Source organism: Mariniradius saccharolyticus AK6, assembly GCF_000330725.2.
Taxonomy (GTDB): Bacteria; Bacteroidota; Bacteroidia; order Cytophagales; family Cyclobacteriaceae; genus Mariniradius; species Mariniradius saccharolyticus.
Genome location: NZ_AMZY02000003.1, coordinates 64,241 through 88,114 on the forward strand (window position 1 = coordinate 64,241; position 23,874 = coordinate 88,114).

The 23,874-nt window shown below is 45.9% G+C and carries 14 protein-coding genes; 8 read left to right on the forward strand and 6 right to left on the reverse strand.

Going from position 1 to position 23,874, the window contains the following annotated elements; genetic code table 11:
- Positions 1 to 4: 4 nt before the first annotated feature.
- Positions 5 to 1,021, forward strand: coding sequence for a PDC sensor domain-containing protein (locus C943_RS01550; RefSeq protein ID WP_157198391.1), 1,017 nt, complete (start codon positions 5 to 7; stop codon positions 1,019 to 1,021).
- Positions 1,022 to 3,922, forward strand: a complete 2,901-nt coding sequence (locus tag C943_RS01555; RefSeq protein WP_008623596.1) for an ATP-binding protein — start codon at positions 1,022 to 1,024, stop codon at positions 3,920 to 3,922.
- 11 nt (positions 3,923 to 3,933) lie between these two features.
- Here the strand turns inward: C943_RS01555 and C943_RS01560 are convergent, their stop codons facing one another.
- From C943_RS01560 to fmt, 5 genes are all read right to left on the reverse strand, one after another.
- Positions 3,934 to 5,238: a dihydrolipoamide acetyltransferase family protein gene (locus C943_RS01560; RefSeq protein WP_040478610.1), complete on the reverse strand. Its 1,305-nt coding sequence runs from the start codon at positions 5,236 to 5,238 to the stop codon at positions 3,934 to 3,936.
- 82 nt (positions 5,239 to 5,320) lie between these two features.
- Complete coding sequence (locus tag C943_RS01565; protein ID WP_008623598.1) at positions 5,321 to 6,586, reverse strand: competence/damage-inducible protein A; 1,266 nt, start codon at positions 6,584 to 6,586, stop codon at positions 5,321 to 5,323.
- Positions 6,583 to 7,083 carry a dihydrofolate reductase gene (locus C943_RS01570; protein ID WP_040478720.1) on the reverse strand — a complete coding sequence of 167 codons (501 nt, stop codon included), beginning with the start codon at positions 7,081 to 7,083 and terminating at the stop codon, positions 6,583 to 6,585. The genes C943_RS01565 and C943_RS01570 overlap by 4 nt, the downstream gene beginning before the upstream one ends.
- Positions 7,084 to 7,200: 117 nt before the next feature.
- On the reverse strand, positions 7,201 to 8,139 hold the full coding sequence (locus C943_RS01575) for a DUF4412 domain-containing protein (RefSeq protein WP_008623600.1): 939 nt from the start codon (positions 8,137 to 8,139) through the stop codon (positions 7,201 to 7,203).
- 141 nt (positions 8,140 to 8,280) lie between these two features.
- Entirely contained in the window at positions 8,281 to 9,207 is a 927-nt protein-coding gene (gene fmt, locus C943_RS01580; protein ID WP_008623601.1) for a methionyl-tRNA formyltransferase, read from the reverse strand.
- Positions 9,208 to 9,465: 258 nt separating this feature from the next.
- Between fmt and C943_RS01585 the strand changes: the two genes are divergently transcribed.
- The 5 genes from C943_RS01585 to C943_RS01605 all read left to right on the forward strand — a co-directional run bounded on the left by C943_RS01585 (position 9,466) and on the right by C943_RS01605 (position 16,110).
- A complete protein-coding gene (locus C943_RS01585; RefSeq protein WP_008623603.1) occupies positions 9,466 to 9,831 on the forward strand; it encodes a hypothetical protein in 366 nt (121 codons plus the stop codon).
- 100 nt (positions 9,832 to 9,931) lie between these two features.
- A complete protein-coding gene (locus C943_RS01590; RefSeq protein ID WP_081610437.1) occupies positions 9,932 to 11,116 on the forward strand; it encodes an efflux RND transporter periplasmic adaptor subunit in 1,185 nt (394 codons plus the stop codon).
- A 30-nt stretch (positions 11,117 to 11,146) separates the two neighbouring features.
- Positions 11,147 to 14,320 carry an efflux RND transporter permease subunit gene (locus C943_RS01595; protein WP_008623605.1) on the forward strand — a complete coding sequence of 1,058 codons (3,174 nt, stop codon included), beginning with the start codon at positions 11,147 to 11,149 and terminating at the stop codon, positions 14,318 to 14,320.
- Positions 14,317 to 15,777: a TolC family protein gene (locus C943_RS01600; protein WP_040478614.1), complete on the forward strand. Its 1,461-nt coding sequence runs from the start codon at positions 14,317 to 14,319 to the stop codon at positions 15,775 to 15,777. The genes C943_RS01595 and C943_RS01600 overlap by 4 nt, the downstream gene beginning before the upstream one ends.
- 93 nt (positions 15,778 to 15,870) lie before the next feature.
- Positions 15,871 to 16,110: a hypothetical protein gene (locus C943_RS01605; protein WP_211208853.1), complete on the forward strand. Its 240-nt coding sequence runs from the start codon at positions 15,871 to 15,873 to the stop codon at positions 16,108 to 16,110.
- 334 nt (positions 16,111 to 16,444) lie between these two features.
- Here the strand turns inward: C943_RS01605 and C943_RS01610 are convergent, their stop codons facing one another.
- The gene (locus C943_RS01610) at positions 16,445 to 19,384 is read right to left on the reverse strand and encodes a S9 family peptidase (protein WP_040478616.1); all 2,940 of its coding nucleotides are present in this window, start codon (positions 19,382 to 19,384) and stop codon (positions 16,445 to 16,447) included.
- Positions 19,385 to 19,501: 117 nt separating this feature from the next.
- Here C943_RS01610 and C943_RS01615 point away from each other — a divergent pair, with 117 nt between their 5' ends.
- Complete coding sequence (locus tag C943_RS01615; protein WP_008623609.1) at positions 19,502 to 23,830, forward strand: PAS domain S-box protein; 4,329 nt, start codon at positions 19,502 to 19,504, stop codon at positions 23,828 to 23,830.
- The last annotated feature ends 44 nt before the right edge of the window (positions 23,831 to 23,874 follow it).

Consider the following 23,874-nt stretch of genomic DNA (forward strand, 5'->3'; position numbering starts at 1 on the left):
GGTCATGCCTGAAGTATTCGATAGAGTTTTGTCCAAATATTTTTTTGTTTTTTGTTTCGCGTTCGTTTCGTGTTCGGGACAGGTCAAAGAGCCGTCTGATCAAGATTTTTTCGGTGTAAACACCTTCATATCCCTATTGGAGTATGACCTTGCTGCATTGGAGGATGAAATTAGAAGTCTTGGTGAATTTACCGAAAGCCTTTTTTTGAGACAGGATGAATTGATTTCTACCGGAGACAGGACTCTCTACAAGATAGACGGCGTCGCCGCCAATTCGGAGCCAGGCGCCGATCCCAAAAAATCCAGCCTGTACATTACCCAACTTGCCACCGATCTAAGGAAAGTGGAAGATATGATCCTCGTCACAAACCCCCTGGACAGCGTTTTCCGAAAAATATTACAAAAGTACCCCGTGGTATCCCAGGTTTATTTCAATTCCTCAATTCAACTAAACCGCTTGTTTCCTCCTTACAACGTATATGAAATGCTTGAGCCTGATTTGGATTTGACTGCCTTCAATTTCTACTATGAAGCAGATGAAGCCCATAATCCGGAAAGAAAGCCCGTTTGGGTCGATGCAATGTATATTGACCCTGTGGGCAGGGGGTGGATGATAACACTCACCCAGCCGGTGTACCACATGGAAGAGCTGAAACTTGTATTGGGCATGGACCTGACGCTTAACGATATCATTGAGAATTACATCAACAAGACGAGCCATCAGATATTGATCATCGATAAAGAGGGCACAGTTGTGGCGGGCAAATCCAAAACCATCGAGGTTTTTTCATTGCCGCCTTTGAAGAACCATACCTACACGCAGACAATCACAAGTGACAGCTTCAGAAAGGAGGACTTCAACCTGTTTAAGAGTCGCAACGGTGAAGTTCGGCGTATCGCCGACGGAATCATCAACCATCAGCAAAGTGAGGTTTGGATGACCGTTGGGCAAAGAAAAATCAAAGTGGTGAGTAAGAAAACGAGCAAGTTGGATTGGTTTGTACTCGAAATATTCTTGTAAATGTCTGGCAAGGAAAAAAGCATCATCCGATCTGAAAAGGGATTCTATCAGATCTTGCTGATCATGGGGATCATTGTTATCCTGTTGATTTTATTCTTGGGTATAGCTTTTTTTCAAGTACTGAGAAACAATCAGATCAGTTCCAACAAGGAAAACCTGGACCGTCAGGTAGAACTGGCCGCGAAACAGATCGAGGAAACATTCGGTAAATTCTATGATGACCTTTATTTCCTTGCGTCCAATTTGGAGCCTTGGACCTACGATCGGGGCGATCAGGAGATTTTGGCGTTCGAAAAAAGAGCAAGAAGGATATTCAACAACCACCGAGAGGTGATGGACACACTCGTTGTTCGTTTTCCAAAGTCCACCGTCTCCTTTCATTTTGATAACCGCAACAACTTCATAAGGGAGATTCATGAAAATTTGGATACCATCGGCCAGGCGGATCAAAACAGTGTAACTGTGTCTTACCCGGAAAAAGGAATCTCCGTCACAGCGAAATTCAACTTGGAACGCCTGGTCAACGATTCATTTTCGAACTTTTATATGGGTGCCTATGGACACAAATTGGTGTATGCTGACAACATCTTGTGGGGAATCGATGAGCGGCGATTTGTTAGTTACTTAAGGCTGGACGAAAATTCGACCCAGCAAATTAAAAACCAAGTCAGGGAAGGGCTTCGGGGTTCGCTGGAAGGCGAGTTTTTAGACGATATTGAGGAAAAGGAGCTAGGTGCCTTGATACACCACTATCCTTTCAAACTTTACCCCTTGGATCGGGAGTTTAGCGCGATATTTTTGATCGAAAAGCAGTCGGTTACAGCGGGGATTTTCTCGGCTTATTTCTATTTGATAGCAGGCTTGTTGCTCATACTGGTGTTGGTGATCTGGATCATGAACGAGGCTGTGAGAAATTCCCAGGAAGCCAATCAGACACTTTCCCGGAAGGCCGAAGAAATCAAGGAGCTATTTAGAAGGCAAAACCTCCTACTCCATGAGTCAAGGGGTTTTATTTATTTTCAGGACGCTGATGGCAAGATGACGAGCGTTGGGCCTGAGGTCGTTAACGTGTTGGGTTATTCCGAAGCGGAATTTGCGAAGAATTTCAGGTCAATCATTTCGCCAAAACATACAACCCTCGTCCAAAAAATCCTTGAGGACGCCAAGCTCGATAAGCGGGAAACGGCTGAGTTTGAGATGGATTTCAGGACCAAAAAAGGAAAATGGCTGAGGGTGAAGATATTTGAGCGATTGGAGTACGATGCGCAAGGTAATTTCAAGGGAAATGTGGGTGTTTGCACGGACATCAATGAGAAATACCTGCGCGAACAGGAACTAATCAAGAGCGAAAACAGGCTGCGTACCGTACTCAAAAGTCTGCCGGATTTGATATTTATCTACGACCACCAAGGAAGGTACCAAGATTACTACGTCAAGGACCCCAGCCTCCTCGTGACGCCATTGGAAGGCTGTATCGGCAAAAAGGTCACCGATCTGTTGCCTCCCGAACTGGCAAAAAAAGTGCAAGCGAGCATAGAGGCCACGGTGAAAACCAAAAAAATGCAAAACATCGAGTATGAGGTAGAAATTCCAATCGGCAAACGCATTTTCGACGCGAGATTTTTCCTTTTGGACGACGAAAAACTCATGTCCATTGCGAGGGACATTACGGGTAAAAAACTTTGGGAAAAAGGTTTGGAGGAAGCAAAAAGGGCTGCAGAACAGGCAAGTACCGCCAAATCCGAGTTTCTGGCAAATATGAGCCACGAAATCAGGACGCCGATGAACGGACTTTTGGGGATCATTGGCTTGATGGAAATGACGGAATTGGATGAGATTCAAAAAGAGTATCTTCAGATCATCAAGGATTCAGGCGAGTCGCTTTTGGGGATCATCAAGGATATTTTGGATTACTCCAAAATCGAGTCAGGCGAAATGAATCTCAGCCCTACTGTCTTTCATTTCAAACAGGAAATCGAAAAATGCCTCCGGCTTTTCTCGGGTTTGGTTTTGGAGAAAAACATCGAAATGACCTATCAGTTCGAATCCATGATTCCGGAGTATGTCGAGCTGGATCGCGACAAATTAAATCAGATATTGAACAACCTCATTGGCAACGCCATCAAGTTTACCCCACCGGGCGGGACCATCCGAATCAACATTGCCGGAGAATCGATTTTGGATAGGAACATTATGCTTCACTTCGAGGTGAAGGATTCCGGCATTGGGATTCCTGCAGACAAAATCGAAAACCTCACCAAGCCTTTTTATCAGGTAGATGGCAGCAATACGCGCGAAACCCACGGCACAGGACTCGGTTTGGCAATTTCACAAAAACTGGTCGAGTTGATGGGCGGCGATCTTCAGATCCATTCCGAGGTAGGGGAGGGTTCAACTTTCACTTTCAGTATTTTTGCGAAAATCTGGAAGAAGGCCGAGTCTCTTATGGGAAATTCCGCTAATTCCGAGCGGGAATCCATGTTTGATCTAAAGAACATGGCTGAAAAGTATCCGATGGAGATACTCCTGGCCGAGGATAACAATACCAACCTCAAGTTCATGAATATGCTCATGGGGCAGTTGGGATACACGTTTGCGCTTGCACGGAATGGTCAAGAGGCGGTCGAACAGGTGATTGAAAAGGACTTCGATCTCATCCTCATGGATATTCAGATGCCGGTGATGGACGGTTTGGTGGCCGCAGAAACCATCCGGCGGGACCTTGGAAAGGACGTTAGCATAATCGGTTTGTCGGCGCATGCATTTCAGGAGGATGTGGACAAGGCAAAAAATGCCGGTATGGATGCCTATTTGACCAAGCCGATACAAATCCAGGAACTCGCGCAAGTAATCAGGCGATTTGCAGACAAAAAGAAAGAAACAAAAAAAGAGGCCAAGTGACCTCTTTTTCTTTACAGCGGCAGGTTGATGTCAAATGCCTCGAGATAATCCGCTACCCTTCGTACAAACATCCCGCCCAATGAACCATCCACAACTCGGTGGTCGTAGGAGTGCGACAGGAACATTTTGTGCCTAATTGCGATCACATCGCCAGATGGCAATTCCAATACAGCAGGCTTTTTCTGAATTGCCCCGACAGCTAGGATCGCAACCTGCGGCTGCATGATAATCGGTGTCCCTAGTACATTTCCAAAAGAGCCAACGTTGGATACGGTATAGGTCCCGCCAGTTAGCTCATCAGGGCTCAATTTGTTGGTTCTTGCCCGATTGGCCAGATCGTTGATCTTTTTGGAAAGGCCTGTGAGGTTGAGCTGGTCGGCATTTCGGATGACCGGTACAATCAGGTTACCTGTCGGTAGCGCCACCGCTACGCCAATGTTGATATCTTTTTTCTTGATGATTCTGTCCCCATCCACCGAGATGTTGATCATCGGGAAGTCTTTGATGGCCTTGGCGACGGCTTGGATAAAAAACGGCGTGAAGGTCAAAGGCTCTCCCTCTTTCTTTTGGTAGGCATCCTTCACCTTATTCCTCCAGAGCACAATGTTGGTCATATCAGCTTCGACAAATGAGGTCACATGTGGCGAAATACGCTTGGAATCAACCATACGCTGTGCGATCATTTTGCGCATCCTGTCCATCTCGATAATTTCGTCCTGTGCGGAAATGCTCATCTCCACCCGTGGGAATGCGCTAGGTTGGGATGCGACCGAAGAGGTAGCGATAGGCTGGCTGGAACCCCTCTGCGAGAGGTAATGGAGCATATCTTGTTTGGTAACTCGGCCGTCTTTTCCGGTACCGGCGATTGTGGCTAGTTCCTCTCGGCTGATTTTTTCCTCTTTGGCAATGCTCAGGACAAGTGGGGAATAAAATCTATCGTCCTGTGTCCCGCTTGTCGGTGTGGAAGCAGCTGTGATCAAAGTAGCTGTTTGTGCTGGCGCAGCCGCGAGCAGTTCATCCTTTTGGCTTGTTTCTGATGCTGGTTTTCCGGCAGGCTCACTGACTTGGCCATTTGTAGCGGTTTCAATAATGGCAATGGGGGCACCTACCGCCACAACCTCACCTTCTTTTGCGAGTATTTTTTTCAATATCCCAGCATGGGTAGCGGGGACTTCTGTATCTACTTTGTCTGTCGCTACTTCCAAAACTGACTCATCCTGCTCGATTACATCACCTTCTTTCTTGAGCCAGGTGAGGATGGTGCCTTCGATGATACTTTCACCCATCTTGGGCATCAGCATTTCTACACTTGCCATATTTTATTATTTAATTGGGTTTATTTCCGAGTTTTAAAATTATATTTTATTTCTTCGAATACAAAATCAAGTAATGACATTTTTATTCTGTTTTGCCAAGGATACAAATTCTCAGCAAATTCAGAACCGAGACTCCAGTCAATTGGATATTGAGCATCCTGTCTTGGGTCAATTGGAGTTTCTTCGTCACCGTTTTGGTTTTGGTCGCGCAGGCAATCCAAACCGTCCCGACGGGTTTTTCTGCCCAGCCTCCGCCAGGACCCGCAATCCCACTACTTGCAAGGCCATAATCTGCATTAAACATGTCCCGAACGTGTTCGGCCATTTGAATGACGGTTGGCTCGCTGACTGCACCATGTTCTTCCAGCGTACTCGCATCAACACCCAAAAGCCTGTTTTTGAAATGGTTGTGGTAGGGGATGATGCCACCTTGGAAATAGTCGCTGCTGCCTGCAATACTTGTTACCAAATGCGAGATATATCCTCCTGAACAGCTTTCGGCAAATGCCACTTTTTGGTTTTTCTCTCTCAACATCTTTCCGACTGCCTCCTCCAAAGTCATCATTCCAAATCCATAGACATATTTTTCGATGATCGGCATAACTTTTTCCACTTGGAGAGCCACGTCCTTCTCCAATTCTGAAGGATTGTCTCCAAAGGCCGTGAGCCTCAGCCTCACTTGTCCCAAGGATGGCAAATAGGCCAGTTTGATATGGGGCGGCAAGTTTCCTTCCCAATCTTTGATCAAATCTGCCAGCCAACTCTCGCCGATGCCAACAGTTTTAACCACATAATGGTAAATGATCGGAAGTTGGAATCTTTCCTTGATCCTTGGAAGCACATGGTCAGTCATGAGTTTTTTCATCTCATGGGGTACACCCGGCATGGACATCCATATCTTTCCATTTTCGGAAAACCACATTCCTGGAGCAGTTCCCAAAACATTTGGGATATAGGTGCATTTGGTGGGGAGGTGGGCTTGAAGTGCATTTAGCGGCGTGAGTTCCCTTCCCCTTTTTTCAAAAAACGTCCTGACCGCATCCAATGCTTCCGGAACCAATTCTATTGCGCAATTGAAATATTCCGCCAAGAGCGGTTTGGTCAAGTCGTCGTTGGTCGGACCAAGCCCCCCGGTCATGAGGATTATGTCGGCACGGTTTTCCGCTTCAGCAAAAGCCGTTAGGATGGCCTCTCGGCTGTCGCCGACCGTTGTCCGCCTGACAACCCTGACCCCAATCAAGTCCAGCTCTTGGCTGATCCAATGGCTGTTGGTGTCCAAAACCTGGCCGTACAGCAGCTCGTCGCCGATTGCAAGTATTTCCGCTTTGACTTCCTCGTATTGGTTCATGATTTTTTTCGCTTGTACATTACAAAATCGAAATCGAACTGGTTTGATTCGTCTTTTTGGAAACTTTCCTCGGACATTTTTTCCCAGCGGGTAGGGTCTATTTCTGGGAAAAATGAGTCACCATCAGGAAAGGCATGCACTTCTGTTACGATCAGCTCATCGGCTATGTCCATGGATTGTTGGTAAATCTCCGCGCCACCAATTACGAAAACTTGATCCTGTCCCGTTCCAATTGCTTTTTGGACGGCATCTTCCAATGATTTTGCCACAAAATGACCAGCTGGCAGTTCCAATTTTGGGTTTCTGGAGATTACTATTGAGGTTCGGTTGGGGAGAGGTTTTCCTATGGAGTCATAGGTCTTACGACCCATGATGATGCAATGTCCTGTCGTAAGTTTTTTGAACCTTTTCAGGTCAGCGGAAAGCTTCCAGACCAACTCATTGTCTTTGCCAATGACATTGTTGCTGGCTTTCGCTACGATGATGGAAATTTTCAAAGCGTTGCTCAGTTTTTCGGCTAAGATACCAAGTCTTTGGAAACGCAGGCCCAAGCATGCGACAAAAATAAACCCTTGGGCTTGGCCAAGGGTTGGGAAATTTCTCAGTATTTGCAACTACTGCTTCATAGTGGCGATGCTTGGGTAATCCGCCATCAGGAACTTTTGGCCTTTGTCGGGTTGGATGTCGATGACCTGCATGTCAAACTTGCTCTTGTCTTTTTTGCTGGTGACATGGGCCTCCATCATATTGCCAGAGGGTAGCTGACCGAGCATTGCGGGATTTGAGGTTTTCATTCTGGCTGTTAGAAATGGATTGTTTTGGGCCCAAAAGGGTGTCGTGGAATTGACCGGTGATTGGGTGACCCAGTACAAGGTGGTACTTTCGTCGGTTTCGATAAGATACTCGTCGCACTGGTACCCAAGGATGGTTTTGGTGTTACCCGTCTTTTCAAACTTTACAGACTCATTTGCCTGCTGTCCAGTGGCGCTCTGTGTTTCGACAGGCGCCGAAAGCATTTCAGCATCATAACCATAGGCCATGCGCATTTGCTGACCTTCATTGACCATGAGGGTAATGGCCACATTACGGTTGAAATCATAAATCAGCGTGAATTTTCCCTCTTCAGATTTCTTGCTTTCCTCACTTTTGAACTCCATCGCGGTTATCTTCGGGTCAGATGAGAGATAGGAAGTGAGTTGGAAAGGTTCGATATCCTTTCCCTTTGCGTCTATTCCCGTAAACTCGATAATCGAGAAACCGTCGAAACTGTAGGATTCCGCGACTTCGACGTCAGAATACACAGACTGCATGATTTGGTTGATGCGCTCATTGTTCGCCGAATCGGCCGGGTCAACTCCGTATACATCCTTGAAGACCTTGTCGAGCTGCCTCCGTGCTACTTTTTCCATTTCGCTTTCCACTTTCTTTTCTATCGCGCGGCTAATGCCCCTTTCTGCGGCATTCTTGAGTCTGTTGACGAATTGGGCCTGTACTGAAGCGATCGAAATCGGGAAAACCAAAATTATAAATACAAAACGATACAAATTCTTCATAACAATCTTGGGAATGTTTAGCTCAAAGTTAGCTAAACGATCGCTTAGAAGAAACATAAAAATCCAGTTTCCCCTTGGAATATTTCTGTATTTGTGATCTAATGTCACAGGTAGCTAAAAAAATCCTCTTTTTACAAAAGATCATTTCAGCTTATTGCCGCGAAGAAACTCCTCAACTTGCATCCGTTTTTTTCCCTCCAATTGAAGTTCCAAAATCTCCAAACAACCGCTTCCGGTTTGGAAAACAAGTTTTGTTTTTCCATCGGTGAAAAATTGGCCCTTTGAAAAGTTCTCCATATCCTTTTCCACAATTTTGGTCTTGAAGATTTTAAGGACTTTTCCGTCGATAATAGTCCATGCCGCTGGATAGGGCGATAGTCCCCTCACCAGGTTGTGGATATCAGCCGCCGGTCGATGCCAGTCTATTTCACAGGTTTCCTTGAAGATTTTTGGTGCATGGTGTTTTGCTTTGCTCCCATCTTGCGGAATCGGACGCGCCTGGCCTCCTGCGATGGCGTCCACGGTCTTCAATACGAGATTGGCCCCCTTTTCCATCAGCCTCGCGTAGAGACTGCCTACGTTGTCATCAAGATAGATGGGTTCTTTTTCCTGAAAAATGATCGAACCCGTATCGATCTCATGCTTGAGGAAAAAAGTCGTGATTCCGGTTTCAGTTTCACCATTGATGATGGCCCAATTGATTGGTGCTGCCCCACGGTAATTCGGCAAAAGCGAGGCATGGAGGTTGAAAGTGCCCAAAGGTGGCATGGACCAAACTACCTCGGGGAGCATTCTAAAAGCAACTACTATCTGAAGGTCAGCGTGAAAAGAAGCCAATTCTTCGAGAAATTCAGGGGATTTGAGGTTAGTGGGCTGTAGGACGGGAATCCCAAATTCCATTGCCTTCTCTTTTACCGGACTTGGAATCAATTTTTGGCCTCTCCCCTGCGGTTTGTCTGGCGCAGTCACGACAGCCACAACGTTCCAGGCATTTTCCACTAGCATCTGCAGCGAAGCAACCGCAAATTCGGGTGTGCCCATAAAAACTATTCTGAGGTCCTTATTCATTTCTTTCAGATTTGGGCTCAAAAATACCCAAACATTTTTAGCGCAGGGATGGTTGTTACATGTTTATCCATGGTTTGGGAATCAAATTCTTTGATGTTTGATTCCTTCTGAAATCCAAACTTGATCAAAACGGATTTAAAACCGGTTTGACTATGAACCTGTGCCATTCAATCGGTATTTATTCCTTTTGGATGTTCTTAGATTTCGATGACACAAAATATTTGACAATATCATTTTGCTTTTGCATAATTTTGCGGCATGAAAAATCAAAACCACTACGGCTTTAATAGCGGCATCAGGTTCCTGACCTTTGCCTTGGCTATTTTTTTTGCCGTTTTGGCTGTTTTTGATGAATTCAAGGACCAGGGTAGTCTGGAGCGGTACGAGGAATTGGTATCTGAAAAGGAATATGATTTCTCCATTTTCCCATCTTCACTTTCGAGGCCGACATCTTCCAAGCTGACGAAAATCGAGCGGTTAGAGGTCATCAAGACGATAGACCGAATTTTTACTATACAAATTTCCAATCCGAAGCTCGGTTTTTTTGATCGGCCTCGTGAGGTTTTGGTGGCATATTTTATCTCCATCTTTTCAAAATCAGAGATTTTGGCCAATGCGCCCTGATTGTGGCTTGATTGTGTTTTTTGGCGCCTGCCAAAGTTTTCTTTTCTAAATGAACCCAAATAATCTTTCAAAGATTATTCACATCTTATCATTCAAAATCATGAAATTAATTGATTCTAGCATTTCCTTTAGGGGAAGCGTAGGAAATTTGAGGTATTCGGCTGGCTTACTTTTACTGGGGCTAACCTTATTGTCCTCCTGCAATAGTGGCAACAGCAAAGAACAGCAGGTGACGGTATTGGACAATATTCCCGTATTGGAATTGAAGCCGATGAGCATAGAAGTCCCGGTCACTTTCGTGGCGGATATCCAGGCTGTACAGTTTGTCGAAATCCGAGCCAAAGTGGAAGGGTATGTTGACCAGATATTTGTCGACGAGGGCCAATTTGTGAAAAAGGGACAAAACCTTTTCCAATTGTCCTCCATGGAGTTTTTGGAGATGGTCAATTCCGCCAACGCCAAACTAGCCCAAGCAAAAGCCGAGGCACAGGCGGCGCAGGTCGAGGTGGACCGATTGAGAATACTGGTTGAGAAAGACATCATTGCACCGTCAGAACTTGAATTGGCGCGGTCCAAAAGATCTGTTGCACAATCCGGCATAGCCGAGGCTGAGGCGATGCTGAAAAACGCAAAGACTGGCTTGTCCTACACGACGATCAAGGCTCCATTTGACGGCATCGTGGATAGGATTCCACACAAAAAGGGATCCTTGGTGACACAAGGCGATTTGTTGACCAATATTACCGACATCTCTGAAGTGTTTGCATACTTTAAGGTGACGGAAAATGAATATCTCCGGTACATGAGGGCAAAAAAGGAAGGGGATGCCGAAAACATGGGTCAAAGCGTTTCCCTAATCCTTGCGGACGGAGAGACATACGCTTTTCCTGGAAAATTGGAGACTATGGAAGCGGATTTTGAGAGAGGTACCGGTTCGATCGCATTCCGTGTAAGGTTCCCCAACCCGGACCAATTGATCAAACATGGCTCAACGGGTAGAATCCAAATGGTAAACCAGCTTGACGATGTGTTTTTGGTCCCCCAGAAATCAACATTTGAAATACAGGACTACAGCTATGTCTACATCCTCGATGAAAACAACACGGTCAAGGTAAGGAGCTTCAAGCCTGTAAGGAGATTTGGTCTTTTTTATGTTGCCGAGGGATTCGAGACTGGCGAGAAGATTATCTATGAAGGTATCCAGCAGGTGAAGGATGGTGTTGTGATTACCCCAGCAAATGTTTCCCAAAAGGACGCCTACGATACACTTTCTACGAACTTGTGATAAATATTTCCAATATAACTCTGAACCAACATGTTTGAGATATTTATCCGAAGGCCGATACTTTCGACAGTGATATCGGTTTTTATCACTTTGCTTGGGCTTTTGGCACTTTTCACCTTGCCTATTACCCAATTCCCTGAAATCGTACCCCCCTCCGTAACTGTGACCGCCAAATACACCGGTGCTAACGCGGAGGTATTGTCCAAGGCTGTCGCCACGCCGCTCGAGCGGGCAATCAATGGTGTGCCGGGCATGACCTACATGACCTCGGTCAATACAAATGATGGTATTACGCTCATCAACATCGTGTTCAAAGTAGGGACAGACCCGGATTTGGCTGCGGTAAACGTCCAAAACAGGGTAGCTACGGTACTCGACGAATTGCCTGAAGAGGTTATCAGGGCAGGTGTGCAGACTGAAAAGGAGGTAAACAGTATGCTCCTTTACCTTAACCTGATCACTACGGATACACTGCAGGACGAGAAGTTTGTGTACAATTTTGCCGACATCAACATCCTTCCTGAATTGAAAAGGATTGATGGAGTTGGTTTTGCGCAGATTATGGGCTTCAAGGATTATGCAATGCGTATCTGGTTGAAGCCTGACAGACTTGTAGCCTACAACCTTTCGCCCCAAGATGTGTCTAATGCGATACGTGCGCAAAATGTGGAGGCTGCTCCCGGAAAATCTGGTATCGCGTCCGACCGTGACCCGCAGGCGCTCCAATATGTATTGAAATACACGGGCAAGTTCAATCAAGTGGAGGATTATGAGAATATCACACTGAAGGCATTGCCTGATGGGTCCTTGTTGAAAGTGAAGGACGTGGCCGAAGTCCAATTCGATGCGCAGGAATACAGCATGGTGTCCATGACGGATGGTAGGCCTTCTGCCTCGATCATGATCAAGCAAAGGCCGGGATCCAATGCCCGCGAAGTAATCCAAAACATAAAGGACAAAATGTCGGAATTGGAGGAGAGCTCTTTCCCTCCAGGTATGACTTTCAATGTTTCATATGACGTATCCCGATTTTTGGATGCATCTATCTTCGAGGTCGTGAAGACCTTGATCGAGGCATTCCTTTTGGTGTTCATCGTTGTGTTTATCTTCCTTCAGGACTTCAGATCTACTTTGATTCCGGCCATTGCCGTGCCGGTCTCCCTTATCGGAACGTTTTTCTTCATGCAGCTTTTTGGTTTTTCGATCAATTTGCTGACACTCTTTGCGCTCGTACTCGCGATAGGTATTGTCGTGGACAATGCGATTGTGGTCGTGGAGGCGGTGCATGTGAAAATGCATACGCTGCACATGAGCGCCATGGACGCGACCATCGAAGCGATGAAAGAAATCGGTGGAGCGATCGTCGCCATCACCTTGGTAATGTCCGCGGTATTTGTTCCTGTGAGCTTCCTATCAGGACCCGTTGGGATATTCTACCGGCAGTTTTCGCTTACCCTCGCTATTGCGATTGTCATTTCGGGTATCAATGCGTTAACGCTTTCGCCAGCTTTGTGTGCGCTGATGCTCAAGCCAGCCGATGTGGAGCATGATCCTTCCAAGGGTTTGTTGCAGAAGTTTTTTTATGGATTCAACAAACGTTACGATGCATTTTCAGCAAAATATTCCTCAATTCTTGGAAAAATCGCTCCAAGGAAAGTCGTTACCTACGGCGCCTTGATATTGTTCTTTGTGTTGACTTACGGCACGATGTCCATTGTTCCAACTGGCTTTATCCCAAATGAAGACCAAGGAATGGTATATGTGTCTGTAACCACACCTCCTGGCGCCACTGTAGAGAGGACGAGTGATGTGATGGACCAAGTACAGGGAAGTTTGTTGCCATTGGAGGAAGTGGAAACTATTTCGACTTTGGCAGGATATTCACTCTTGACCGAGACCGCCGGTGCGTCATATGGTATGGGTATGATCAACTTGGTAGATTGGGGTGATCGTGACAAAAACGTGAACGAATTGATCTTGGATTATCAAGACAGGACTTCGCATATCAAGGGAGCCGATATCCAGTTCTTCTCGCCGCCGCCAGTTCCTGGGTTTGGTAACGCTTCTGGTTTTGAGCTAAGGCTACAAGACAAAACCGGCGGTACCCTGACCAACATGGCTGAGGTTACACAGAAGTTTATAGATGAACTCAATGCGAGGCCTGAACTTAATGGCGTGTCGACAAACTTCGAACCAAACTTTCCACAATATATCTTGCGCGTTGACCATGACAAGGCCGCCAAGTTGGGTGTCTCCGTCGATGAATCGATGGAAACATTACAGAGTTACATCGGCAGTTATTACTCCTCAAATTTCATCCGTTTCGGTATGATGTATAAGGTGATGATACAGGCCTCGCCGGAATTCAGGACTTCGCCTGAGTCGCTACTGGGTATGTATGCCAAAAATAAGGATGGACAAATGGTACCCTATTCCAACTTCCTGACTTTGGAAAGAGTCTATGGTCCCGAGCAGTTGACTAGGTACAACATGTTTACTTCGGCTTTGATCACTGGCGACGCTGCTGAAGGTTTTTCCTCCGGCGATGCAATCAAGGCCGTAGAGGAAGTTGCCGCAGCGAATCTACCAAGAGGGTTTGAAATCAATTGGTCAGGTATCACCAGGGAACAGATAGAGTCCGGAAATCAGGCGATCTATATCTTTCTTCTTTGCTTGGTGTTTGTGTATTTGCTGCTTTCAGCTCAATACGAAAGCTACTTCCTGCCCCTGCCGGTAATTCTATCGCTTCCGGCGGGTATTTTTGGATCTTTTCTCTTCCTCAAACTCACAGGTTTGGAGAACAACATCTATGCCCAGGTTTCCTTGGTCATGTTGATTGGTCTTTTGGGTAAAAACGCCATCCTGATCATTGAGATCGCGATCCAAAACCGTCAAAAAGGACTATCTATTCTCCAAAGCGCCATCAACGGCGGGGTGGAAAGGCTTCGCCCGATTTTGATGACCTCGTTTGCCTTTATCAGCGGTTTGATCCCATTGACCATTGCGTCCGGCGCGGGTGCGATCGGTAACAGGACCATCGGTACTGCTGCGGCAGGAGGGATGTTGATTGGTACCTTGGTCGGTGTGTTTTTGATCCCGGGTCTGTATGTCGTTTTTGAGACGATCGCAACCAACATGAAAAAGAAGGAAAAGGTGGAGGCAAAGACTGAAACCCAAATAGAAAATGCTGTCGAAGTATCATGAAAAATAGAAAATTTCACTCGTTGATAGGGCTTTTCTTGGTCTTCTTCCTGATTCAGGCATGTAAAACCACCAAAGTCAGCCAACCTCAAGATTCGGATATTCTGCCTACCACATTCGACGATGATAGGTTGGATACTACTTCCAACCATGCTTTGTTGAACTGGGAACAGTTTTTCGAGGATGAAAAACTCAGAGATCTGATCACCATTGCCTTAGCCAACAACCAAGACAATTTGAAGACCCTCGAAAAGATCCGCATCGCCCAAGCCAACCTTCGCGTGGCAAAGGTAGGCTGGTTGCCGGAGTTCAACGCCGTCGCAGGTGCATCAAGGAGAAAATTTGGTGAATACACCATGGATGGCGTTGGTAATTTTGATACCAATTTGTCTGGTAACGTCCCAGAGGATAAGCGAATTCCCGATCCATACCGGGATTTTATTGTTGGCGCAAATTTTAACTGGGAGATAGATGTCTGGGGCAAATACCGAAACCTAAACAAAGCCGCTGCTTCGCGATACTTAGCTTCACAGGAAATGGCCAATTATGTGAAGACTTGGTTGATTTCCCAAGTTGCTGTTCAATATTATTCCATTTTGGGATTGGAAGAAGAAATCAGGATTCTCGATGAAAACATCAGGCTTCAAGAATTGGCTGTGGGGCTTTCCAAGGATCTGAAGGTATCCGGGAAGAGTAACCAACTTGCGGTTGACCAGTTTGAAGCCCTATTGCTGAATTTCAAGGCTTTGGTCAACGAAAAACAAAGGATGCTTCGGAGTGCGGAACTTCAGATGGCAGCTCTTTTGGGTAATTACCAAACGGATTATGAACGTTCTTCCCTCGAAGAGGCTTTTGTGGAACCGGAGATTTTGAGGACCGGTTTACCCACCGATCTCCTCCAACTTCGTCCCGATGTCAGAATGGCCGAGCGGGAATTGATGGCAGCAAATGCCGACATATTTGCGGCACGGGCGGCTTTTTTCCCTTCCTTCAATCTGTTTGGGATGGCAGGGTTCAATGCCTTTGATTTCAGCAAGTTGTTTTTCAATCCTGCTTCGGCAGTCTACCAATTCGGCGCGGGACTTGCCGCTCCATTGTTCAATAGAAACAGGATCAGAATGCAATTCGAGGCTGCCAACGCAAGTCAGCGGATAGCTTGGTACGACTATGAACAAACCGTACTGCGCAGCTATATCGAAGTCCTTGATTTGGTCAATCAATTTCAAACGTTGGATGAACAGGTCGAGAATAAGTCAAATGAAGTCTTGGTGCAAAAGCGGTCAGTTGAAAATTCGAACACCATGTTTACAGTCGGATATGCCAACTACCTAGATGTCCTCAACGCCCAAAGCCGTGCCCTGCAAGCTGAAATCGAGCTAATCGAGCTCAAAACCCAACAACTCCAGGCAAGGGTTAATCTGTACAAGGCATTGGGTGGTGGATGGACCGTCAGCAACTAGCAGAACCCTAAGGCTGAGACTTGTGGATCAGGATACATGTTTGCAATGATTGTTAAATTCCGTTAAAAATATTTCACAAAATTTGCCGTTTGAATGATTATTTATCCGTACTTTTGCAAAGTAATTGACAAACAAATAATTATCATTATGAAAAAAGCTATCGTAGCGATGATGTTTGCCGCTTCTGCCTTTATGGTGTCTTGTGGCAACAAAACTACTGAAGAAGTAGAAACTGAAGCAGCTCCTGTTGAGGAGGTTGCTCCTGTCGTTGAAGAAGCACCTGCAGCTGTTGATACTGCTGCCGCGGCTGCTGACACTACAGCGACAAACTAAGAATTTGAAACTCGCGAAAAGGCCTGGAGACAGGCCTTTTTTTTTTTACCTGATTCTGAAAGATCTCGATGGTTCGGTTCGAAACTAATGAAATAAAAAAGTCTCCGTTACTACGGAGACCTTTGTGGGGGATATTACCCTTATAGAACTTAAACACAGATCGGAATTTCCCTAACCGACTGAATCAAACTTATGCAAAATAAAGGCTCGAAAAAATAACCAATATTGGGTATTTTTTCGAGCCAAAAAATGGAATAAGATTGTTTTTTCTAATAATTACACAATTTTAGATTTTTTCATTCTTAGGTAGAAATTGAATTAAGAACCTTTTTGATCAAAAGACACGGCCATCCAAATGCTCTTCCAATTTGAGTTTCTCGATTCCGGACACAATCCAGTCTGCGGGCTTTTCACCCTTGAGATGGTAGTCGAAAAACTCCATCATCCTAATACTGTAGTCTTTTCGGTTTTCGATTTTGGACAAACCGTGGTTTTCACCCTTGTATTGAACCATGATGACTGGTTTCTTTAGGCGGCGGAGCGCATTATAGTATTCGATTCCTTGGGTAAAATCTACTGCCCCGTCCTTGTCGTTGTGCAGCATCAGGAGAGGGGTTTGGACATTTTTCACAAAGTACACAGGTGAATTTCGCTGGTAGGAATCCCAGTTTTCCCAAGGCCCTCCCCTGAATCGTCCTTGGGAAGCTTCGAATATGGACATGTTGCCACTTCCTGAGTTCCAGTAGATCAGATCATACATCGAGATCATGTTAGTCAGCGGAGCGCCTGCCGCTGCGGCTTTGAATTGTGTCGTTTGTGTGATCAGGAACGAAGTCTGGTATCCACCCCAAGAATGTCCATGAAGCCCCATTTTGTTTTCATCTATCACGCCTGTTTTCAGGGCTTCCTTGACAGCAGGAAGGACGCACCAAACAGCCGACATTCCGGGGTCGTCCAGTTGGTATACGATGTCAGGAATGAGGACTGCATAGCCATTGCTTGTGTAGACGCCTGGGTTCCAGCCTGTCCCACTGAATCCTGGATTGGAGTAATTGTGAAGGGTCTGTGAGAGTTTTTCATAATAGTATATCACTGTCGGATATTTTTTACCTTCAACATATCCCGCTGGCAGAAAAAGGGCAGCCTGGAGCGTGTCTCCTTTTTCCGAGATGTAATCGACCAAGCGAGTCCCTGATGACCAGCTATATTTTCCAAAATCAGGAGCATTTTCGGTGACCTTCTTTGGGTTCGCTAGTGATGAATTGGTGATGTAGAAATTGGTCGGTTCGTTGAATTTCTCCCTTGTGAAATAGAAGACATCCGCATTTTTTGCCTTGCCCAGCGAGCCGATATTGGTATCTTCCCATAGGAGGACTTTTGGCCCCGCTATCAAGCCTAATTTACCGGGCTCAATTCTGGCCAAGCCACTTTTCTTGGTAAACTCACCGTACATTCGTACATATAGTCCTTTTTTAAGGTCGATTCCCTTGTCCTCAGGATCCAAATTGTAGCGGAATTGATACCGGATTTTTTCTTTTCTTCCGTTTTGGGTCAGGTTAGTTGCTTTCTCCTTTGGACCCATGGGTATCTGCCAGATATCCCATTCGTCACGGAGAAGGATATACTTGTCATCACTGCTCCAGCCGAGCGGATTGACCATGGGTTTGGTCACATTATGATCATCCTCAGTTTCGATGAAAGTCGTTGGTATCGCTTCCGTGATATTCTTGGAAGTGCCTGATGCGATATCATACACATAAAAATGCCCATCCAGCCCATATAGGAATCTGGTGCCGTCGTTCGACGGGCGGGGATAAGAGGCAAACGAAGGGAGGTAAAACTTCTTGAAAAGCAGTTTCCTTTCACCTGTTTGGAGGTTTACGGCATAGATGTCGCGATAATTTTGTCCATCTAAGTTGATATCCAGTTCATACTCCTGCATATCCAGACCGAGAGCCCATTTTTCCTTTGGCATGATGTTCAGTTCCCGCACGCTGCTGTCCTGCAATTGGATTGGCTTGGCAGTGCGCACATCGTACATCCACCACATGCTATAGTTTTTGTCTTGGTTTTCCATGACCTGCTGCCTGGATTGCAGCCGGCTATCCTGCCAATGCCAAATCGCCATATCGGGTTTCGGTAGGTCATTTTTGCGCTCCGATGCAGGCGATTTGGTGGTGTCCAGTTTGGCGATAGCTTTTTGTAGGTCGGTGATGGATTTTATCGTGGTGTCTGCTTTGATTTTTTCAAGCTTGATTCTGTCTATCGAATCTTTGTTGACTGGCGCTTGTACTGGTTTTGGGGGTTCTTTCTTCTCTTTTTCCAAGATATGGACACCAAAAAACAAGCGTGTCAAATCCTCCGACCACATTGGTCTGCGGTTGGGGCTGATGGTCAGGTTTTTGGGGAAATTAACTGAATCCATTTTTGGATCAAAAATGCTCAACTCTGGATTTCCCAGATTTTTGATACCAAGTACTTTCCCGTGATCTTGTTTGTAGGTCTTGTCCTTTACCATTTTCAACAAAGCCAAAGCCTCTCCTTTTTCAGTCCAATTCAAGGAACGATAGGTGGCCGTATCGGAATCGACCAGTTTGGTGGTTCCGCTTGGCACGTGGAAGAGGTAAATCCCGTTGCCCGATTTATTGGCGGCGTCGATCGTATAGGCGAGGTATTCCCCGCCCTTGTTGAAGGCAAATTCCTGTACGTTTCCGATGTTTTGTCTTTTTCCGGTCGCAAGGTTCACCAAGAGCAGGTCGGAACCCTTGGCGTCGCCGTTGTTTCCCTCTTTGCTGAGTTGCATAGCGAGGTGGGTGGCAGACTTGCCATTGAAAGAATATCCTGTCACCTTTTCAAAAACGGTCTTTTTGTCCGCTCCGAGGTCGATCAAGACGAGTTTTTCGCTGAGTCCTTTTCCGCCGGTCTTGGCAGCGGCCTTTTTTTCTTTGTCTTTTGGATACTCCTTAAAGGCGATCCATTTGCTGTTTTCCGAAAATGCGAATGAGGGAAAGTTGGTCGATCCGATTGGATAGGTTTTTTTGCTTTCCGGCTCCGCGGCTTTTTGCACGATCAAATCCCCATCGCCCTCGACAGGAAGCATCCCATAAGCCATCCACGTACCGTCAGCAGACATTTGGACAGAAAACGTGGAAATGGATTTCCAGCTTGGGATATCTTTCCAGGAAATGGGCTTTAATGCGGGTTTATCTTGGCCAAAAGCAAATCCGATGGCCAAAAGCCACAGGAATGCAGCCAATTTAAATTTATTGGTCATAATTGATTTTGTGGAATTATTGATTAAAATTGAACACGTAAATTTTACTTTGGAACTTATTCATCTCACAAGATATACGTTGCCTCCTACATTTGCACGTGTTTCTATCCTTCTTCCATGAGTCTTATCGAAAAATTGGATTTCCGGGCATTTTTGAATGATATCCAAGCCCCTCTCATCGTATTTTCGGAGGAGGGGGAGTTGTTTTTCAATCGATATTTCAAAGAAAATATCGAAATACAGGGGACAAAATGGACCGATTTCTTTACCAGTCCAGATATCCGTCATCAGATCGAGCGTTATTTTAGCGAAGGGATTTTGCCCAAAAGGGATTTTAAATCGACTCTGCTGCACAAGTCACAGGGGGAAGTTACTTATCTGTGGTCATTTACAGACTTTCCAAATCCGGGTAAAAAGAGGATTTGCGCCGCCAAAGGAACAGCAAATTATTCGGTGGTGGAGAAGTTGAATCAGCAGATATTGGGAAAGGAGTCGGGCGCGCAAAATCAGGAGGATTTCAGGTTTATCGCGAATGTGCTGAGGTACAGCCACGATATGCTGGCGATTCTCGACAGAAATGGCATTTATAAATTCATCAGTTCAGCCGTAATCGAGAAACTCGGCGTCAATCCGGCGAATATCATCGGCAAATCTTACCTCGATTTTGTAAAGCAGCGCGTCATCGAAGTGGAAGAAGGAGATGTGCGTGAAGTCTTCAGCTCGAAGGAAGAGGTCAACATCAATTTCTGGATCAACACACCGAGCGGAAAGCGGGTTTTTATCGAAAGTTACAGCAGAAACCTGCTGGATGACCCTTTGGTGGATGGAATATTGTTCAGTGCCCGTGACATTACCGAGTATTGGTATGCGAAGAAATCCCTTCAAAAACGCTACGAGCTCGAGAACCTGATCAACAGGATTTCTGCCAAATTTGTCAATGCCGGATACGATCAGGTCGACCAGGTATTCCGATCTTCTTTGAAGATGCTCGGCGAGTTTGAGGATGCGGATAGGGCGTATATTTTTCTCGTCCATGAAGCCATCGGTGAGATTGAGAATGTGTATGAATGGACCGCTGAGGGAATCGAACCCCAAATTGAGTATTTGAAGCATATTCCGATCACTGATCAAAATTTAACCCTGGAAGCGATGAAAGGCGGTCAGATTTTGGTCGTACCCGATGTGGACTTGATGCCGGATGAGTTTGAAATCGAAAAGAAGATCTATCAGGAGCAGGGCATCCAGTCGTTCGTTTTGATTCCGATATTTTCTGAAAACAAGCTGATCGGATTTTTTGGAATGGATGCGGTAAGGAGCAGGCGCGACTGGAACGAGAAAGACGAGTTTGTACTGCGGCAATTGGGGGATATTTACGCGGGGAGTTTCATCAACCGTGCGATCAAAAAAAGACTGGAACGGAATGAGAACCTGTTGGCATCAACCGAAATATTGGCAAAATCAGGCTCATGGCGCTTCAGCAACTCCCAAAAGCGGATCTTTTTTTCCGCGGGTCTAAAAAAGATATTTGAGTTTGACGAAAACCTCTATTCCGATACGGTAGCGGGGTTTTTGCAGGCTATCGATAAAAGGAACAGAAAGTCTTTCCTCCAAAATCTCCGCCACGCGGTAAGGAGGAAAAGCACGACGGCAGGCGAGTTTGAGATCAAACCCAAGAGCGGTAGGCTCAAGTTTATCAGCTATACGATCCAGGTGAGACCGATTTCGGATACCGACAAGGTAGAGGTATTTGGCTACTGTTCCGATGTCACGCACAAAAAGGACGCTGAAAATTACCTCAAACTCCAGTCCCAAATCCTCGCGCAGGTCAACGACCCGATCTTTGTGACGGATTCCAATTTGAGAATCATTTATGTTAACAACTCTGGTTTGCGGGAATGTAAACTGCGGGAAGATCAAGTACTTGAGGAGAAATTTGACGACTTGTTTGAGTTCAAGGCTGCGGAAAATGGATGCTTTGTATCAAGGGTCAAAGATTTGGCTGCTGAGGCGAGTATTCGTGAAATGGTCGAAATCAGCATTTCAGGGACTGGTTTTGAGCCTCATGAAGTTTCGGTCCAGCCGTTCCTCAATGACGAGAAAGTCAAAATTGGGTATTCCTTCGTGTTGAGGAACCTGAGTCTTCAGGTCAAGCAGGAAGCCTTGGCCAAGAAGGCGCAAATGATCGTGGAAAACAGTCCCGCGATCCTTTTCACCGTGGATCCCAATCATGACTTCCAGATTCTCTACATCACGGACAACATACGCCAGTTTGGCTACAATGCCTCCGAATTGGTTCAATCCAAGAAATCGATCTTGGAATTGATCCATCCCGATGATGCGCGGAATTTGCTGGATTTTCATTTTGCAAAAAAATCGAAAGCAGGTGTGCCAGCATACTCGGGCGAATACAGATTCCTCAAAAGTGACGGCAGCTACCGCTGGGTCGAGGACAAAAGCGTGGAAACGCTCGACGAAAACGGCAATATCATTTCCCACGAAGGGATTATACAGGACATCACGGAGCGAAAAAACAGCCGGGAGAAAGTCCTACGAAGCGAGGAGCGCTACCGGGTGTTGGCCTCCAATATCCCCGGCACAAGTATTTTCCTGATTGACCGTGACTTGAGGTATATTGTGGCGCAGGGCACAAATTTCGCCGATTGGGGAATGACCGCAGCAGATTTTGAAGGGAAAACCTTGGCGGAGGTACACAGGAGAAACCTAAACGAAATCCAGCCTGTCGTCATCAAGGCCCTTCTCAAAAACGAAATCCAGCAGAAGCACATCATCTTCAAAAAGCGTGTTTATGAAATCACTGTCAAACCAATAACGTATGACGGCGAGGTGGAATATGCTTTGGGCATTTTGCGCGACATCAACGAGGAATTCCAGGCAAAGGAAGACTTAAGGAAAAACGAGGAGAAATACCGAAGACTCGTCGAGGAATCTACAGAGATCATTTTCTCACTGGGGATGAACATGAAGTTCACCTACATTTCACCAAACGTAAGGCAGTTTTTGGGCTACAAACCCGAAGACGTGCTTTCCAGAGCACTTACCGAATTTCTCCATCCGGAAGATTTGGCCGTGATGTCACAGGAAATGAAGCAGGGATCTGACTTCTTCAAATACAACCAATACCTCGAATTCAGGCTACGGCACCTCAACGGCGAATACAGGATATTTAGTTCTAATGGAAAACTTGTATCCGATGACGAAGGCAAAGGTCTTTATTACACCGGCATTGCGCGGGATATCACCAAACTGAAAGAGGCACAGCGGGAACTGCTTCTCGCAAAGGAAAGGGCTGAGCAAGCATCGACGATCAAATCCCAGTTTCTATCCATCATGAGCCATGAAATCCGTACGCCGATGAATGCGGTGATCGGCATGGCGCATTTGTTAATCGAGGATAATCCCCGCCCTGACCAATTGGAGAATTTGAAAACCCTCCAGTTCTCAGCGGAGAATCTGTTGGGATTGATCAACGATATTTTGGACTATACCAAAATCGACTCTGGTAAGGTCGAACTGGAAAAAGTAAGCTTTGAACTTGAAAACGTATTCCAGCGGATTCTCCATTCTTATTCATACCAGGCTAGGGAAAAGGCTTTGGACGTGATCTTTGAGATCGATCCGGCTATCCCAAAAAGCCTGCTTGGAGATCCAGTACGTCTTGGTCAGGTCGTGAACAATTTGGTTTCCAATGCGGTCAAGTTTACCGAAAAAGGCTACATCCGCATCAAACTAAGCAATGTCGGTGAGAAAAAAGATCGGGTTTCGGTCAGGTTCGATTTTGAGGACACGGGAATCGGTATTCCCGAAGAAAAATTGGATTTGGTGTTTGAGGCATTTACACAGGCAAGTGCAGCCACTACCCGCAAATACGGAGGTACGGGACTGGGACTCGCGATCGTTCGCCGTCTTGTGCAGCTTTTTGGTTCCGATATCAAAGCGTACAGGAGGCAGGAAGGCGGTACTAGATTCACGTTTACAATCACATTTGCAAGACCCAGTACAGATGAAAAAGTCAGTCCGCAAGGAAATACCGAAGGCCTTCGAATCCTTCAAGATGCCAATATCCTGATCGCAGAGGACAATATCGTCAACCAAATCATGATCAAGAAATTCCTCACCAAGTGGGGAGTCCATCAGGTCGTGATTGCCAATGACGGAAACGAGGCGATTGAGGCTTTTTCAAAACAGGATTTCAACATCATCTTGCTCGACTTGCAGATGCCAGAAAAAGATGGATTCCAAGTGGCTGAGTATATCAGAAAATTGAAAGATCCTAAGAAAAACCAGGTTCCAATAATCGCGCTCACCGCGTCTTCCCTGATCGAAGTCAAAGAGCACCTCGAGGAAGTTGGCATGAATGATTACATCAGCAAACCCTTCAACCCTGACCATCTTTACACCAAAATCATCAAATACCTACAGGGCTAATGTGTCCAATGGCAATCGTGTTTTGAAAACGCGTATTATTTTTG